Origin of the sequence: Janthinobacterium sp. NKUCC06_STL, from assembly GCF_019345455.1 — a bacterium.
GTDB lineage: Bacteria > Pseudomonadota > Gammaproteobacteria > Burkholderiales > Burkholderiaceae_D > Janthinobacterium > Janthinobacterium rivuli.
This window is the reverse complement of record NZ_JAHKQY010000001.1, coordinates 1,410,936-1,425,943: the sequence shown is the minus strand read 5'-3', so window position 1 is coordinate 1,425,943 and position 15,008 is coordinate 1,410,936. Positions and strand designations below refer to the sequence as shown.

General features: G+C 64.1%; 14 protein-coding genes. 6 read left to right on the top strand and 8 right to left on the bottom strand.

From position 1 onward, the window contains the following. Positions 1 to 107 precede the first annotated feature (107 nt). Positions 108 to 2,015, bottom strand: a complete 1,908-nt coding sequence (mutL, locus tag KO539_RS06455; RefSeq protein WP_219307944.1) for a DNA mismatch repair endonuclease MutL — start codon at positions 2,013 to 2,015, stop codon at positions 108 to 110. A gap of 127 nt (positions 2,016 to 2,142) precedes the next feature. Further along, entirely contained in the window at positions 2,143 to 3,084 is a 942-nt protein-coding gene (locus KO539_RS06450; protein ID WP_219307942.1) for a peptidylprolyl isomerase, read from the bottom strand. A 248-nt stretch (positions 3,085 to 3,332) separates the two neighbouring features. On the opposite strand from KO539_RS06450, the gene KO539_RS06445 reads away from it, so the two are divergent. Further along, entirely contained in the window at positions 3,333 to 3,983 is a 651-nt protein-coding gene (locus KO539_RS06445) for a VTT domain-containing protein (protein ID WP_035822000.1), read from the top strand. A gap of 208 nt (positions 3,984 to 4,191) precedes the next feature. Further along, complete coding sequence (locus KO539_RS06440) at positions 4,192 to 5,172, top strand: carbonic anhydrase (protein WP_257626123.1); 981 nt, start codon at positions 4,192 to 4,194, stop codon at positions 5,170 to 5,172. Here the strand turns inward: KO539_RS06440 and KO539_RS06435 are convergent. From KO539_RS06435 to tsaE, 3 genes are read right to left on the bottom strand one after another with little or no spacing between them, the layout of a single operon-like run. Next, positions 5,169 to 6,005 carry a D-hexose-6-phosphate mutarotase gene (locus KO539_RS06435; RefSeq protein WP_219307938.1) on the bottom strand — a complete coding sequence of 279 codons (837 nt, stop codon included), beginning with the start codon at positions 6,003 to 6,005 and terminating at the stop codon, positions 5,169 to 5,171. The two genes, KO539_RS06440 and KO539_RS06435, sit on opposite strands and share 4 nt — an antisense overlap. Positions 6,006 to 6,019: 14 nt before the next feature. Continuing rightward, positions 6,020 to 7,417, bottom strand: a complete 1,398-nt coding sequence (locus tag KO539_RS06430; RefSeq protein WP_219307936.1) for an N-acetylmuramoyl-L-alanine amidase — start codon at positions 7,415 to 7,417, stop codon at positions 6,020 to 6,022. Further along, on the bottom strand, positions 7,381 to 7,869 hold the full coding sequence (gene tsaE / locus KO539_RS06425) for a tRNA (adenosine(37)-N6)-threonylcarbamoyltransferase complex ATPase subunit type 1 TsaE (protein WP_034746843.1): 489 nt from the start codon (positions 7,867 to 7,869) through the stop codon (positions 7,381 to 7,383). Before tsaE ends, KO539_RS06430 begins: the two co-directional genes overlap by 37 nt. A gap of 78 nt (positions 7,870 to 7,947) precedes the next feature. Here tsaE and queG point away from each other — a divergent pair, with 78 nt between their 5' ends. Further along, on the top strand, positions 7,948 to 9,039 hold the full coding sequence (queG, locus tag KO539_RS06420; protein ID WP_219307933.1) for a tRNA epoxyqueuosine(34) reductase QueG: 1,092 nt from the start codon (positions 7,948 to 7,950) through the stop codon (positions 9,037 to 9,039). Between the two features lie 7 nt (positions 9,040 to 9,046). On the opposite strand, the gene KO539_RS06415 is transcribed toward queG, so the two are convergent. Further along, on the bottom strand, positions 9,047 to 9,424 hold the full coding sequence (locus tag KO539_RS06415) for a DUF3052 family protein (protein WP_219307931.1): 378 nt from the start codon (positions 9,422 to 9,424) through the stop codon (positions 9,047 to 9,049). A gap of 113 nt (positions 9,425 to 9,537) precedes the next feature. On the opposite strand from KO539_RS06415, the gene KO539_RS06410 reads away from it, so the two are divergent. Together KO539_RS06410 and KO539_RS06405 are read left to right on the top strand one after the other, a co-directional pair. Next, entirely contained in the window at positions 9,538 to 10,194 is a 657-nt protein-coding gene (locus KO539_RS06410; protein WP_219307929.1) for a PadR family transcriptional regulator, read from the top strand. A gap of 22 nt (positions 10,195 to 10,216) precedes the next feature. Further along, the gene (locus KO539_RS06405; protein ID WP_219307927.1) at positions 10,217 to 11,044 is read left to right on the top strand and encodes a siderophore-interacting protein; all 828 of its coding nucleotides are present in this window, start codon (positions 10,217 to 10,219) and stop codon (positions 11,042 to 11,044) included. An 83-nt stretch (positions 11,045 to 11,127) separates the two neighbouring features. Here the strand turns inward: KO539_RS06405 and KO539_RS06400 are convergent, their stop codons facing one another. Next, on the bottom strand, positions 11,128 to 11,712 hold the full coding sequence (locus KO539_RS06400) for a response regulator transcription factor (protein WP_035821983.1): 585 nt from the start codon (positions 11,710 to 11,712) through the stop codon (positions 11,128 to 11,130). Between the two features lie 32 nt (positions 11,713 to 11,744). Then, the gene (locus KO539_RS06395) at positions 11,745 to 13,769 is read right to left on the bottom strand and encodes a PAS domain S-box protein (RefSeq protein WP_257626122.1); all 2,025 of its coding nucleotides are present in this window, start codon (positions 13,767 to 13,769) and stop codon (positions 11,745 to 11,747) included. A gap of 135 nt (positions 13,770 to 13,904) precedes the next feature. Here KO539_RS06395 and KO539_RS06390 point away from each other — a divergent pair, with 135 nt between their 5' ends. Then, positions 13,905 to 14,897, top strand: a complete 993-nt coding sequence (locus KO539_RS06390) for a TRAP transporter substrate-binding protein (protein WP_374106368.1) — start codon at positions 13,905 to 13,907, stop codon at positions 14,895 to 14,897. The last annotated feature ends 111 nt before the right edge of the window (positions 14,898 to 15,008 follow it).

Genomic DNA, 15,008 nt, shown 5'->3' with positions numbered 1-15,008 from the left:
TGCTCTATGTTTTGTGTGATGCACACCCCAACGTCAAAATACCGGGGTCGGACGGGGACGCCAAGTCCCTGAGGGTCCGACCCCAGCCCTTGCCGTTGGGGTTGGAATTATTGGCCGCGCAGGAATAATTTATCGAGCGCGTTGATCTCGACCTGCACCCACGTTGGCCGGCCATGGTTGCACTGGTCGGCGCGTTCCGTGCTCTCCATCTGGCGCAGCAGGGCGTTCATTTCCTGCACCGATAAAATCCGGTTCGCGCGCACGGCCGTGTGGCAGGCCAGGGTGCCCAGCAATTCGTTCTGGCGCTCGATCAACACGCGCGAACCGCCGTATTCGCGCACGTCGCGCAGCACGTCGCGCGCCAGGGTTTGCGCGTCGGCGTTTTTCAGTAGCGTCGGCACGCTGCGCACGGCCAGGGTGGTGGGCGACAGGGCGGCGATATCAAAACCCAGCGCTTTCAAGGTGTCCTGGTTTTCATTCGCCGTCGACACTTCGATGGCATCCGCGTAGAACGTCACGGGGATCAAGAGCGACTGCACCTGCATGTCCTGGCCCGAGACCTGCGCCTGCAGCGCGTTTTTCAGCTGTTCGTACAGGATGCGCTCGTGCGCCGCGTGCATGTCGACCAGCACCAGGCCCTTGGTATTTTGCGCCAGGATGTAGATGCCGTGCAGCTGGGCCAGGGCAAAGCCCAGCGGATATTCTTCGCGCGCCATCGCTTCGGGCGAGGCGATGTACGGTTCCACCTGCGTGATCGGCGAGGATGCGGCAGCGCCGCCGAACAGGGCGCCATACGCCGCCGTGTCCTGGGCCACGCCTGGCGCGTCGGCAAAGAAGGGAAGGTTCGCGCCGGGCGAGGCGGGCGCGAAGGTGTTCGTGAATTGCGTGCCGAACGACGTTTGCGTCTGCTCGCGGCGCCAGATGCCGGGGCCACCCAAACCGGCGCCCGCGGTATCGCCGCTCAGGGTGGAAGCGGCCGGCAAAGGTGCAGGCACGCTGCCAAACGCCGTGGCCGACGTCTGCGCCAGCGCGCGCTGCACGGCGTGGAAGACGAACTGGTGCACGGAGCGGCTGTCGCGGAAGCGCACTTCGATCTTCGACGGGTGCACATTGACGTCGACCAGGGCCGGGTCGAGGTCGAGCGCCAGCACGTACGAGGGAAAACGGTCGCCATGCAGCACGTCCTGGTACGCCATGCGCACGGCGTGCACCAGCAGCTTGTCGCGCACGAAGCGCCCGTTGACATAAAAGAACTGGCCGTCGGCGCGCGCCTTCGATGCCGTCGGCAAGCCGGCAAAACCGTGGATGCGCAGGCTGCCGGCCGATTCGTCCAGCGCCAGGCGCGCTTCGGCAAAGTCATTGCCCAGAATGTGGGCGCTGCGCTTGGCCAGTTCGCTGATATTCCACTGGTCGATGGTGCGCCCGTTGTGCGACAGCGAGAACGATACGTCCGGCCGTGCCAGCGCGATGCGGCGCACGACTTCGGCACAGTGGCCGTATTCCGTCTGTTCCGATTTGAGGAATTTGCGCCGCGCGGGCGTGTTGAAATACAGGTCTTGCACGTCGACCGTGGTGCCGTGCGCGCCCGACGATGGCGCGACGCTGCCATTGTGCGAGCCGACGATTTCCCACGCATGCGCGGCGTCCGCCGTGCGCGAGGTCACGGTGACGGCGGCCACCGAAGCGATCGAGGCCAGCGCCTCGCCGCGAAAGCCCAGGGTGCCCACGTTTTCCAGGTCGTGCAGGGACGCGATTTTCGAGGTGGCGTGGCGCGCCAGGGCCAGTGGCAGCTGGTCCTTGTCGATGCCGCGCCCGTTATCGGTAATCGCGATGCGTTTCACGCCCCCTTCTTCCAGCCGCACGGTGATCTGCGTGGCGCCCGAGTCGAGCGCGTTTTCCAGCAATTCCTTGACGACGGCCGATGGCCGCTCGACCACCTCGCCAGCGGCGATTTGCGAAATCAACTGGTCAGGCAGGGCCTGGATCGGGCGGTGGGGCGTGATGGGAGCGTTCATGCGCCAATTATACCGGGGTCAGACCCGCAACGCCGCCAACGCCAGCGTACTTGGGGTCAGACCCTCAACACCGCTAACTCAAAATTTGGCGCCGACGTGCCCGGGGGTCTGACCCCAGCCTTAGTCCCTATTTATTCCCCACCTCCCGCACTGGTATCGGCGCATTGCACAGGTCGATATGGCCGGCCGTGACCTTGCTCCACGGGCCACCGCGGTGGCGCTGGGCTTCCAGCACGGCCTGGTAGGTGGCGCTGTCGGTGCGCATCACTTCCAGGTTCGCGCGCTGCTCCGCCGGCACGCTGGCGGCCAGGCGGATGGACTTGATCGGCACGTTTTTCTCGGGGCTGTCATAAAAACCCATGGGGCCCGTGCCGCGTGGCAGGGTCGACAGCAATGGCATGCCGGAGACGACTCTGCCGACGACGGTGATGTCGCGGTCCAGGTGGCGCGGCGACTGGCCGATGACGGCGTACAGTTCCGTGCCGCCGCCACTGTCGCTGGCGCTGTCGCGGCCCACGCCCACGGTGGCATAGCAATGCGTGAGCCAGGCCGTGCCGGTTTTCGGATCGCGTGCGGACGGGAAGCCGTTCGAATGGCCGACCTGCGGCGCATAGCCGTCCACGTCCGGCAGGCGCGTGAAGCTCTTGATATTTTTCAGCGGCACCGTGAATTCGCCGGGCAGGGTGCGCTGCGCATGCTGGATCGGCTTGGGATTTTTCTCGTTCGGATCGCCCCACTGCGCCACCCAGTTATCCTGCGCGCGCGTGATGGCCAGGCCGTCGTAATACTGTTCGGCTACCAGGGCCTTGATGTTGGCCACGTGTTTCGGCGCGAAGTCCGGCGCCAGCTCGATCACCACGCGGCCGGCGGGAATGTCCAGGTACAGGGTGTTGTCCGGGTCTAGTGGGCGCCAGTCGGACGGTTTCGAAGCCTTGATCACGTCGGCCAAGGTCGCCTTGGCGGGCAGTTCGGCGGGCGCCTTGATCTGGACAGGCGCCGCGTGGGCAGTCAGCTGTGCAAGGCCCAGTACGGTGGCCATGGTCAGGCCGCTCAGTGGGTGTCGATACATGTTTTCTCCTGGTCGACGCGGGTTGCGCCGTGCAGAAAGTGTATACCGGAATGCCAATATTTCGTTGGAAAAACATTGCAGACAGCAATCCTGACAGTTGTCTGCCGATAAGGCGATTCCTTAACCTTTACTTAAATTGCCACGCCGCCAAGGGCGCCGCATAATTAATCCAGAAATATCGGCCCGGGGACTGCCGTTGCGCCGGTCCGGTGGTGTATGATTCCGCCGCTACCTTTAGGGAAAAATATATGGATTTTGTGCAATTCCTCGACATGATCGTGCATGTCGACAAGACGCTGGGTCTCTTGATCGAGCAGTACGGCACCCTCGTGTATGCGGTGCTGTTCGCCATTATTTTTTGCGAGACAGGCCTCGTGGTGCTGTTTTTCTTCCCTGGAGATACCTTGCTGTTTATCGCCGGCGCGTTTTGCGCGACGGGACAGATGCACCTGGGCTTGCTGATCTTCCTGCTCGTCACGGCGGCCGTCACGGGCAACACGCTCAATTACTGGATAGGCGAGGCCATCGGGCAAAGGGTGTTTACCCACGATTACCGCTGGATCAACAAGGACGCCATGCGCCGCACGCATGAGTTCTTTGAAAAGCACGGCGGCAAGACCATCATCCTGGCCCGTTTCGTGCCGGTGGTGCGTACCTTCGCCCCGTTCGTGGCCGGCATTTCCGACATGACGCATACGCGCTTCCAGATGTACAACATCACGGGCGCCCTGTTGTGGGTGGTCGGTCTGGTGACGGCGGGCTACTTCTTCGGCAATATCCCGTGGATCCGCGACCACCTGACCCTGATCGTGCTGATCGGCGTCGGCGCCGCCGTCGTACCGGTGGTGCTGGGCGGCATGTGGAAGCTCTACAAGCGCATGGTCGGCAAGTCGGCGTAAGGCCGCATGGATACGGGGCAAGCGCGCTGCGGCACAGTCCGCAGCCGGCCCCGGATCCCGTTTTCCCCTGCCTCGTTTCTGTTTTACTCCCGCCTTGATTCAAGTTTTGTTGCTTTCCAGCCGTAAACCAGAGGGTATTCTCACTTTCTGGATTTCCATGCGACATTTGAGCGCCCTGTTAGCTTGCAGCCTTGCCGCGATGGCGGCCATGGCAAGCGCCAAAGATGCCCCCGTCCCGGCGAGCGCCACCGCATCCGCGCCCATGTCGGCGTCGGCGCGCGCGGCCGCCATGAAAACCCTGACCGAATCGGTGAAGGGCAAAGAGGCCAAGGCGCCTGTCGTCGTCGCGCCCACGGCGCGCGAAAAGGAGGAAGCGGCCGAAGTCGACCTGTCCGAACGCATTGCCGCGCGCCTGGCGGAAATGCGCGCCACCCAGGCGGCCCGCGCCGCCGCTCGAGCCAAGCGCGCGGCCGTGGTGAAGGCCGCGCCGCCGCCACCGCCGCCCGTGCCGCGCGGCACGCACTGGTCGTACGAGGGCGACAGCGGCCCGGCCCACTGGAGCAAGATCAATGTCGACTGGGCCAAGTGCGGCAATGGCAGCCGCCAGTCGCCGATCGATATCCGCGATGGCATGAAGGTGGAGCTCGAGCAGATCAGCTTTGACTACCATCCGTCGTCATTCAACGTGGTCGACAATGGCCACACGGTGCAGGTGGGCGTGAGCGGCGGCAATTACATCACGGTGCAGAACCGCATGTTCGAGCTGCAGCAATTCCATTTCCACCGTCCGTCCGAAGAGCGCATCAATGGCAAGGCGTTCGAGATGGTGGTGCACCTGGTGCACCGCGACGCGGAAGGCCGGCAAGCCGTCCTGGCGCTGCTGCTGGAACGCGGTGCGCCGCAAGCGACCATCCAGACCGTGTGGAACAACCTGCCGCTGGAAAAATTCGAGACCATGCAGCCGACCATCCTGCTCGACCCGGCCGAGATGCTGCCCACGCGGCGCGATTACTACACGTACATGGGATCGATGACGGAGCCGCCTTGCAGCGAAGGCGTGCTGTGGATGGTGATGAAGCAGCCGGTGCAGGCGTCGCCGGCGCAGATGGCGCTGTTCAGCCGCTTGTATCCCTTGAATGCGCGCCCGATTCAGCCGACGAATGGGCGCATCATCAAGGAATCGAATTAAATAAATTCAAGGCGCTGGCGGCCCGTCCATTCGGCGCCGGCGGCCAGCAGGTCGGGTTGGATCAGGGCCGGCTCGATGCAGATGAAGCGCGGCTGCTCGTCGTCGGCCAGGTCGGGCAGGGCGGCCGCGTCTTGCGCACCGGGGTTCCACACGACGGCGTCCGTAAAGCCCTGCTGCTCCAGGCGCAGCGTGTGGCTGCCAGACTGCAGGCTCAAGGCGCCCGGCAGCTGGTAGTAGATGCGGTCCAGCTTGTCGGTGAACTGCAGCACTTCTTCCGCCTGCAAGGCGTCTTGCGGCGTCTCGTCCGAGTAGCGCACGCGCTGCAAGCCGCCAATGCGCGCTTCGCTCAAATCATCAATCGCAAAATACGTATGCAGGGCGGCCGAGAATGGAAACGCCTGCTCGCCCGTGTTGTGCACGGACAGGTGCAGCTCCAGCGATTGGGCCGTGACGGCCACGCGCAGGCGCAAGGTGAACGCGTAAGCCCAGCTGGCGGCGATCGCTGCCGGCAAGTCAGCCTGGGTCAGGATAAATTGCGCCCATGCGGCGCCATCGGCCTCGCCGCTCGATTCCTGCTGCCACGTCGCCACGCGCGCAAAGCCGTGGCGCATGCCGGTGCCGCGCGCGCCGAACTGGGGAAAGATCACGGGCACGCCGCCGCGGATGGCGCGGCTGCCGTCGAGCGCGGAATCTCGGCTGCAGAACAGGCGCTCCTGGCCATCGCTGGTCTGCCACGAGACCAGGTGGCCGCCGTACAGGGTGACGGTCGCTTGCGCGCCATCGGCGGCGCGGATGGTCACGGCCGGCAGCTCGCCAAAGATACTCTCGCTCATGCTAGGCTTTCATGTCAGGTCAGGCGGCTTTTCGCCAGCGGCGGATTCTTGGCAAAGTAATTCTTGATGCCCGTGACGATGGCGTCGGCCATCTGGTCCTGGTAGCCGTTGTCGGTCAGCTTGGCTTCCTCTTCCGGATTCGAAATAAAAGCCGTCTCGATCAGGATGGAAGGGATGTCGGGCGCTTTGAGCACGGCGAAGCCGGCCTGTTCGACGGAACCCTTGTGCAGGCGGTTGATGCCGCCGATTTCGCGCAGCACGGCCTTGCCCAGCTTCATGCTGTCATTGATCTGCGCCGTCGTCGACAAATCGAGCAGCACGCTGGCCAGCTGCTTGTCGTGGTTTTTGACGTTCACGCCGCCGATCAGGTCGGCCTGGTTTTCCTTGTTGGCCAGCCAGCGCGCGGCCGTCGAGGTGGCGCCCTTTTCGGACAGCACGAAGACGGACGAACCGCGCGCCGTCGGCTGGATGAAGGCGTCGGCGTGGATCGAGACGAACAGGTCGGCCTGCACCTTGCGCGCTTTTTCCACGCGCATGCCCAGGGGGACAAAGAAATCGGCGTCGCGCGTGAGCATGACGCGCATGTTCGGCTGCATTTCCAGCTTGGTCTTGAGGCGCTTGGCGATGGCCAGCACCACGTCTTTTTCGCGGCTGCCCCGGCTGCCCATGGCGCCCGGGTCTTCGCCGCCGTGGCCGGGATCGAGCGCGATGGTAATCATGCGCACCACCTTCTGGCCCGGCAGCGGGCGCGCTTCGGGGCGCTGTTCCGGACGCACGTCGGGCACGGGCGGCACGATGGGCGTTACCGGCGCGACGACGGCCACGGGCGGCTTGCCGCTCTCGGGCAATGGCAGCGCGGGCGGCGGCGTATGCGTGTCGGCCATGGGCGGCTTGGCCGGGTCGCTCGACCAGTCGCCCTTTTCGATCATCTGTGCGATCAGGTCCGGCTCGCGCACGGGATACAGGTCGAAGATCAAACGGTGGTTGTAGGAGCCGGCCGGCGGCAGGGTAAACAACTGCGGCGTGACTTCCTCTTTCAGGTCGAAGACCAGGCGCACGACGTTGGGCCGGTTCTGGCCCACGCGCACCTGCTTGATGTACGGGTCGTTCGATTGGATCTTCGCCACCAGGCCCTTCAAGGTGGGATTGAGTTCCAGCCCTTCGATGTCGACCACCAGCCGTTCCGGATCCTTGACGATGAAGTGGGTCGCCTTGAGGATGCTGTCGTTTTCCAGCGTGACGCGGGTGTAGTCCTCGGCCGGCCAGACGCGCACGGCGAGAATTTGCGCCGCCATCGCCGACATGGGCGCGAACACGGACAACAGCAGGGTGCCGCCGGCCTTGAGTACCGTGCGCCGGGTGATGGGCGAGGAGATCAAAGGTTCGGGGCGAATTTGAGACGGTGAAGGCATGACAGACCCAATTCAGAAGACGCTTGCAATTCTACATCACGTCCTGTACCCGCAACGTTCAAATAAATATTCAGGTCGGCCGGCGGCAGTACCGGTTCGGCTTTCTCCGGCCATTCGACGATGCAGATATTGCGGCCGTCGAAGTCTTCGCGAAAGCCCGCGTCGAGGAATTCCTCGGCGCTGCCCATGCGGTACAGGTCGAAATGGATGACGTTGACGCGCTGGCCATCGAGTTGCACCGTGTACGGTTCGGACAGCGTATAGGTGGGGCTTTTCACGTGGCCCGCATGGCCGGCCGCGTGCAACAGGGCGCGCGTGAGGGCCGTCTTGCCGGCACCGAGGTCGCCGTGCAGGTAGATCGCCAGGCCCGGCGCCAGCGCGCGCGCCAGCGCGGCGCCCAGCGCGGCGGTGCCGGCTTCGTCGTGGAGGTGGGCTTTGAAGTGTTCGGTCATGATCTTCGGTATCGCATAAAATGGAGGCTGCTGTCATTGTAACCGCCCACGCGCCTGCCGTTTTCCGTAAAGTCCCCTATGTCCGCCACCATCACCGATCTCGCCGTCCTGGCGCGCACCATTAAAGAATGGGGGCGCGAGCTGGGTTTTGCCGAGGTGCGCATCGCCGACGTGGACCTGTCGCACATGGAAGCGCCCCTGCAAGCCTGGCTAGCTGCAGGGTATCACGGTGAAATGGATTACATGGCCAGCCATGGCATGAAGCGTGCGCGCCCGGCCGAACTGGTGCCGGGCACGGTGCGCGCCATCAGCGCGCGCATGAATTATCTGCCGCCGGCGCTGGGGCCCGACTGGCGTGAGCACGAGGCGGCGCGCGATGCCGATCCCGAAGCGGCCGTGATTTCCGTGTATGCGCGGGGCCGCGACTATCACAAGGTGATGCGCTCGCGCCTGCAGCAGCTGGCCGAGCGCATCAAGGGCGAGATCGGCGACTTCGGCTACCGCGTCTTCAGCGATTCGGCGCCCGTGATGGAAGTCGAGCTGGCGCAAAAAGGGGGCCTGGGCTGGCGCGGCAAGCACACCTTGCTGATCAACCGCCAGGGCGGTTCCTTCTTTTTCCTCGGCGAGATCCTCATCGACGTGCCGTTGCCCGTCGACCCGCCGGAGACCCCGCGCTGCGGCCAGTGCTCGGCGTGCATCACGGTGTGTCCGACGCAAGCCATTCTGGGACCGTACCAGCTCGACGCGCGCCGCTGCATCTCTTACCTGACGATCGAATTGAAGGGCGCTATTCCCGTCGAGATGCGTCCCCTGATCGGCAACAAGGTGTACGGCTGCGACGATTGCCAGACTGTCTGCCCGTGGAACAAGTTCGCCCAGCGCGCCGTGGTGCCCGACTTCGACGAGCGCCACAGCCTGGGCAGCGCCGGCATGGTGGAGCTGTTCGCCTGGACGGAAGAGGAATTCAACCGCCGCATGGAAGGCAGCGCCATTCGCCGCATCGGCCACGAACGCTGGCTGCGCAACCTGGCCGTCGGCATGGGTAATGCGGCCACGAAGGCGAAGGGCCAGGCCGACATCGTCGCGGCCCTGCTGTCGCGCCGCGAGCACCCGTCGGCCATCGTGCGCGAACACGTCGAGTGGGCGCTGGCCTTGCACGGCGTCGCTTGACCTGCGTTTAAGCTTGCTTCAGCCGCAGCGCCGACCATTCGTTATCGATGGCGACCATCGCCACGCTGTCGAGTCCTGATTCCTGCGCATACAGGCGGATATCGTCGCGGTGGATGTCGCTGCCCGCTTTGATTCCACCCTTGCGGTACGCCACCCAGACGGCGCCGCCGGGTGCCAGCCGCGCCTGCGCCACCGGCAGGAATTGCTCCAGCTCCGCGCGGCTGCGGGCGAACAGCAAGATCCAGTCCGCATTGTCACCTTCCCGTACCAGCCGCTCCGCCGGCAACTGCGCCAGCAGGGCGGCATGTTCGCCGCCGTCATTGAACACGGCCAGGGCCGTGGCATTTTTCACATACATTTTTTCAGCAACGGTTTTTTCAGGCATGGCATCGGCGTGTGGATGGTGAAAAGAGGAGCATAACAAATTTATTCTTGACTTATCGATATATCGTTATAAAATGACGATACCTACTAACGATATATCTTTAAAGAGAAAACATGAGAAACTCACACCACACAGAACACGGCTATTGCGGTCAGCATCACCACCACCATCACGGCGAGCATCGCCACGACCACCGCCATGAGCACCGCGGTGATTACTTCATGCATGGCCGCGGCCCGCGCGGCTTCGACGAGCGCGGTGATGGCATGGGCGGTGGTCCTGGCGGGCGCGGTGGGCGCGGCGAACGGGCCGAGCGCGTCTTTGGCCGCGGCGACCTGCCGCTGATCGTGCTGGCGCTGATCGAGATCAGTCCCCGTCACGGCTATGAAATCATCAAGGCCATCGAAGAGCGTTGCGGCGGCGCCTACGCCCCCAGTCCGGGCGCCGTGTATCCGACCCTGACCTTGCTGGAAGAACAGGACCATGTCACATCGTCCGAAAGCGCCAGCGGCAAGAAGCTCTATACGATCACGGACCTGGGCCGCGCCTATCTCGACGAGAACCGCGCCCAGGTGGACGGCATCCTGGCCCGGCTCGACATGTTCGCCCGCGTCCAGGCGCGCAACGCCTTGCCCGAGCGCGTGCGCCAGGCCATGCACACCCTCAAGCATGCGCTGCTGCTGAACAAGACCAATTGGAACGAGGCGGAAGCCGAGCGCGTCTCCGCCGTGCTGGAACAGGCGGCGAACGCCATCGTCGACGGTCACTGAGCCCACTTTACAAGGACAAGCAATGACTAACGCCTCACCTGCAACGCCACGCCCGCACGCCATCGAGCGTGTGCGGCATGACTTGACACTGCGCGTGCTCACCGTCGTGCGCACCGAGCAGATCACGCCGCACATGCGCCGCATCACCCTGGCGGGCGACGACCTCGATGGCTTTGTCTCGCCGGCGCACGACGACCACGTGAAACTGTTCTTCCCCGCTCCGGGGCAGACTACCCCCGTATTTCCCGTACTGGGCAATGGCCCGAACCCCATCCAGTACGCGCAAGGCGCGCGCCCCATCGCCCGCAACTACACGCCGCGCCGCTACGACGCCGCGCGGCGCGAGCTTGAAATTGACTTCGTGCTGCATGGCGACGGCCCCGCGGCCAGCTGGGCGGCGCAAGCCGCGCCTGGCCAGACCCTGGGCGTGGGCGGCCCGCGCGGCTCGATGCTGGTGCCGCTCGATTTCGACTGGTATGTGCTGGTGGGAGACCAGACGGCCTTGCCGGCCATCGCCCGCCGCCTGGAACAGTTGCCGGCCACGGCGCGGGCGATGGCCGTGATCGAGGTCGTCGAAGACGGCGAACAGATCGCGCTCGATTGCGCGGCGCAGCTGGACCTGCGCTGGGTGGCGCGCAATGGCCGCAAGGGACCGCTGCTGCTGGATGCGCTGCGTCAGGTCACGCTGCCTTCAGAAGGCGACGGCTATGTGTGGGTGGCGTGCGAGCATGCGCAGGTGCAGGGCTTGCGCGGGCATTTTATCGATGCCGGGGTGCCGAAGCAGCATCTGCATGTGGCCAGTTACTGGAAGCATGGGGCGGCCGAGCATCATGAGCATCACGATGAGTGATGGTGGTGGTGTCGGCTTACGTTGCAAGTGGCGTACGTTGGATTAGCGGCGCGCCAGCGCCGCGTAATCCAACATGACGGTCATTATTTCAACAACCCCGCCAGCTCCACCGCCGTCTTGACCTGCATCTTGTCGAAGATATGCGCGCGGTGGACTTCCACGGTGCGCATGCTGATGCCCAGCTTGTCGGCCACCACCTTGTTCATCTTGCCCGCCAAAATCAGGTCCAGCACTTCGCGTTCGCGCGTCGACAGGGTGGCCAGGCGCGCATGCACGGCGGCCAGTTCGCCCGCCTGGCGCGAGTTGGCCAGGCCCTGCTGCACGCGGTCCATCAGGTCGTTGTCGTTGAACGGCTTTTCAAAGAAATCGAAGGCGCCCCGTTTCAGGCTGTCGACGGCCATCGGCACGTCGCCGTGGCCGGTGAGGAAAATCACGGGCAGGCGCGCCGTCAGGTCGCGCTTGACCAGCTGGTCGAACATGGCGATGCCGTTCATGTCGGGCATGCGCACGTCGAGCAGCACGCAGTCGCCGGCGGCATCGAAGCTGCCATCGAGGCTATCGAGGAATTGCTGGGCGCTGGCGTAGTTGCGCGATTCGATGCTGCGCGAGGCGGCCAGCCAGGACAGGGAGTCGCGTACGACTTCTTCGTCGTCGATAATGTGTAGCATGGGGTCTCCGGCTTGTCGTTATGCGTTATGCGTTATTCGTTATTGCTTGGTGCGGCGCGCGGCGCGGCCGGCACACTGAATGTAAAGATGGTACCGCCAGCGGGGTTGGCGCCGAAGGTCAGCGCGCCGCCGTGAAATTCGATGGCGGTGCGGCAGATGTTCAGGCCCATGCCCATGCCTTCGGACTTGGTCGAGAAAAACGGCGAAAACAGCCGCTCGGCCACGTCCTGCGGAATGCCATGGCCATGGTCGATCACGTCGACCGTCACCATGTCCTGCTGCGCGTCGTGGCTGGCCCGCAGGCGCATGATACGCCGTCCCGGCACCGCGTCCTGCATGGCCTCGATGGCGTTGCGCGTCAGGTTCAGCAGCACTTGCTCGATCATCACGGGGTCGGCGCGCAGCAGCGGCAGGTCCGGCGGCAGCTCTTCCTGGATGGTGACATAGTATTTGCGCGCCTGCAGGTCGATCAGCGCGCGGATGCCGTCGATCAGGGTGCGGATGGCGATATCTTGGCGCTGCGGCTCGCTCTTGCGCACGAAGTCGTGCACGCTGCGGATGATCTGGCCGGCCCGCTGCGCCTGCGCGCTGGCCTGTTCCAGCGCCGGCTTCAATGTATTCGGCTCGACGGGGGCACCGCTGTCGATGGCGCGGCGGATCAAATTCAAGGCGCCCGTCGTATAGCTGGAAATGGCCGCCAGCGGCTGATTCAATTCGTGCGCCAGCATCGACGCCAGTTCGCCCATGGTGGCCAGGCGCGAGCTCGTTTGCAGCTTTTCCTGCTGCTGGCGATTCAGTTCCTCGACCCGCTTGCGGTCCGAGATGTCGAGCACGGAACCCATCCAGCCCGTCTGCTGGCCGTTCTTGTCCACCAAGGGCGCCTCGAAGATCAGCACGGCCACGCGCGTGCCGTCCGGACGCTGGAAATAGGTTTCGAACTGCGGCGTGGGATTGCCGGCCAGGGCCTTGACGAAGCGCTGCTGGTATTCCTCCAGCGCCTCGGGCACCCAGTAAGGCATGGGCGGCAAACGGCCCAGGATTTCCTCGGGCGGATAGCCGACGATCTGGCAAAACGCGGGATTGACGTAGGTGACTCTGCCTTCCAGGTCGCGCGCGCGCATGCCCGTCACCAGCGAATTTTCCATCGCCGTGCGAAACAGCATCTGCTGGCGCAGCGCGCCTTCGGCCACCAGGCGGCGCGAAATGTGGCGCCACAGGGCCAGCAAGCTCCACAGCAAGCCCAGCGACAGGGCGATGACGGAGCCGACCAGCAAATTGGGCAGCAATTTCGGCTGGCTTTTCACGCTGTCGGTAAACAGGGTGATGCTGGCGCCGGGCACGTCGAGCGCGCGCTTGTGCGTGTACACGCCGTGGCCGGGACCGGCGGCGGCGCGCCGCGCCAGCACCTTGTCGTCGCGGTCGATCAGCGAAATCTGGTTATCCTGGGCGAACCACCACGGCACCATTTCATCGAGCAGGCTGCTGATCTGGTAGGTGGCCACCAGGCTGCCCACGTAGCGCTGGCCGTCGAACAGGGGCTGATGGTAATCCATCAGCATGGCGCCCGGCGGCGCGTCGGGAAAGCCCGTCTGCTGCGAAGGCTGGGCGTACTGGCCCCGGTGCAAACGGCGCGCATTGTCGGCCGCCGTCAGCGAGGCCGGCGAAAACGACAGCGCATGCGGCAGGCTGTTGTCGCTGGTAGCCAGCACCTTGCCGCTGGTGTCGAGCCACAGCACGCGCTGCAATTCGCGGCCATTGCGCAACATCTGCTGCAGCCGTTCGTGCACTTTTTCCGCCGACAGGGAGCTGCTGGCGATGTCCACGCCCAGGTTGAACAGGCTTTCCTCGTTGCGCGCCAGCTGGAAGCGGATGGTCTGCTCCACCCACAGCGTGTCGGCGATCAGCTGCTCCTGGCGTTCGTTGCTTTCCATCTGGCGCGCCTGCCAGGGCAGCCAGAACAGGATGGACAGGAACAGCAGCAGCAGGATGACGGGCAGCAGCCAGCGCATCGGGCTCGATAGCTTGAAGCGGCGTGCAAGGGTGGGGGGAGTCGGCATGGCTGGCAGGGTAGCGGCTTATCGGGAGCCGGCTATTGTGGTTAACCACAATAGCCGAAGCAGTTTCTTTGGCACAATATCCAAGTAGACAAATAATAAAGTTTTTCAAAAACCACTCAGGAGACAAAAATGCAGATGAAAACCATGTTCGTCGCGCTGTGCGCGGCCATCGGTGCCACCGCCGGCGTGCACGCTTACGCGCAAGCCCCCATCGTCATCAAGTTCAGCCACGTCGTGGCCACCGACACGCCGAAAGGCCAGGCCGCCGAGCGCTTCAAGCAGCTGGCCGAGAAAGCCACGAATGGCAAGGTCAAGGTCGAACTGTACCCGAACAGCCAGCTGTACAAGGACAAGGAAGAACTCGAAGCCCTGCAGCTGGGCGCCGTACAGATGCTGGCGCCCTCGCTGGCCAAGTTCGGCCCGCTGGGCGTGAAGGAATTCGAAGCGTTCGACCTGCCCTACATCTTCCCCACCAAGACGGCGCTGTACAACGTCACCGAAGGCGAAATCGGCAAGAGCCTGCTGAAAAAACTGGAACCCAAGGGTATCACGGGCCTGGCGTACTGGGACAACGGCTTCAAGGTGATGTCGGCCAACAAGCCGCTGCACAGCCCGGCCGACTTCAAGGGCCTGAAAATGCGCATCCAGTCGTCGAAGGTGCTCGACGCGCAAATGCGCGCGCTGGGCGCCAATCCGCAGGTGCTGGCCTTCTCGGAAGTGTATCAGGCGCTGCAGACAGGCGTGGTCGACGGCACGGAAAATCCGCCATCGAATATGTACACGCAAAAGATGCATGAAGTGCAAAAGCACGTGACCGTGTCGAACCACGGTTACCTGGGCTATGCCGTCATCGTCAACAAGAAATTCTGGGATGGCTTGCCGCCCGATATACGCGGCCAGCTGGAAAAAGCCATGCGCGAGGCGACCACGTTTGAAAAAGCCATCGCCCAGCGCGACAACGACCAGGCCCTCGACGCCATCAAGAAAGCGGGCAAGACGCAGATCTACACCTTGACGGTGCAGGAACAGGCCGAATGGCGCAAGGCGCTGGCGCCCGTGCAGAAGACCATGGAAGCGCGCATCGGCAAGGATCTGATCTCGGCCATCAACAAGGAAAGCGCGAAGTAATCGCGCTGGCCGCGCCACCCGGCGCGGCTGTCAGGGGCCTCCCTGTCTTTCTGCAGCAACGGCACCTGCGCGTCCTGCGCGGGTGCCAGCGTACCCGCATTCTTTGAAAGT

Excerpts from the sequence above, each read along its gene's own strand:
- mutL (WP_219307944.1), bottom strand. The coding sequence starts at position 2,015 with ATGAACGCTCCCATCACGCCCCACCGCCCGATCCAGGCCCTGCCTGAC.
- KO539_RS06450 (WP_219307942.1), bottom strand. The coding sequence starts at position 3,084 with ATGTATCGACACCCACTGAGCGGCCTGACCATGGCCACCGTACTGGGC.
- KO539_RS06445 (WP_035822000.1), top strand. The coding sequence starts at position 3,333 with ATGGATTTTGTGCAATTCCTCGACATGATCGTGCATGTCGACAAGACG.
- KO539_RS06440 (WP_257626123.1), top strand. The coding sequence starts at position 4,192 with ATGGCAAGCGCCAAAGATGCCCCCGTCCCGGCGAGCGCCACCGCATCC.
- KO539_RS06435 (WP_219307938.1), bottom strand. The coding sequence starts at position 6,005 with ATGAGCGAGAGTATCTTTGGCGAGCTGCCGGCCGTGACCATCCGCGCC.
- KO539_RS06430 (WP_219307936.1), bottom strand. The coding sequence starts at position 7,417 with ATGCCTTCACCGTCTCAAATTCGCCCCGAACCTTTGATCTCCTCGCCC.
- tsaE (WP_034746843.1), bottom strand. The coding sequence starts at position 7,869 with ATGACCGAACACTTCAAAGCCCACCTCCACGACGAAGCCGGCACCGCC.
- queG (WP_219307933.1), top strand. The coding sequence starts at position 7,948 with ATGTCCGCCACCATCACCGATCTCGCCGTCCTGGCGCGCACCATTAAA.
- KO539_RS06415 (WP_219307931.1), bottom strand. The coding sequence starts at position 9,424 with ATGCCTGAAAAAACCGTTGCTGAAAAAATGTATGTGAAAAATGCCACG.
- KO539_RS06410 (WP_219307929.1), top strand. The coding sequence starts at position 9,538 with ATGAGAAACTCACACCACACAGAACACGGCTATTGCGGTCAGCATCAC.
- KO539_RS06405 (WP_219307927.1), top strand. The coding sequence starts at position 10,217 with ATGACTAACGCCTCACCTGCAACGCCACGCCCGCACGCCATCGAGCGT.
- KO539_RS06400 (WP_035821983.1), bottom strand. The coding sequence starts at position 11,712 with ATGCTACACATTATCGACGACGAAGAAGTCGTACGCGACTCCCTGTCC.
- KO539_RS06395 (WP_257626122.1), bottom strand. The coding sequence starts at position 13,769 with ATGCCGACTCCCCCCACCCTTGCACGCCGCTTCAAGCTATCGAGCCCG.
- KO539_RS06390 (WP_374106368.1), top strand. The coding sequence starts at position 13,905 with ATGAAAACCATGTTCGTCGCGCTGTGCGCGGCCATCGGTGCCACCGCC.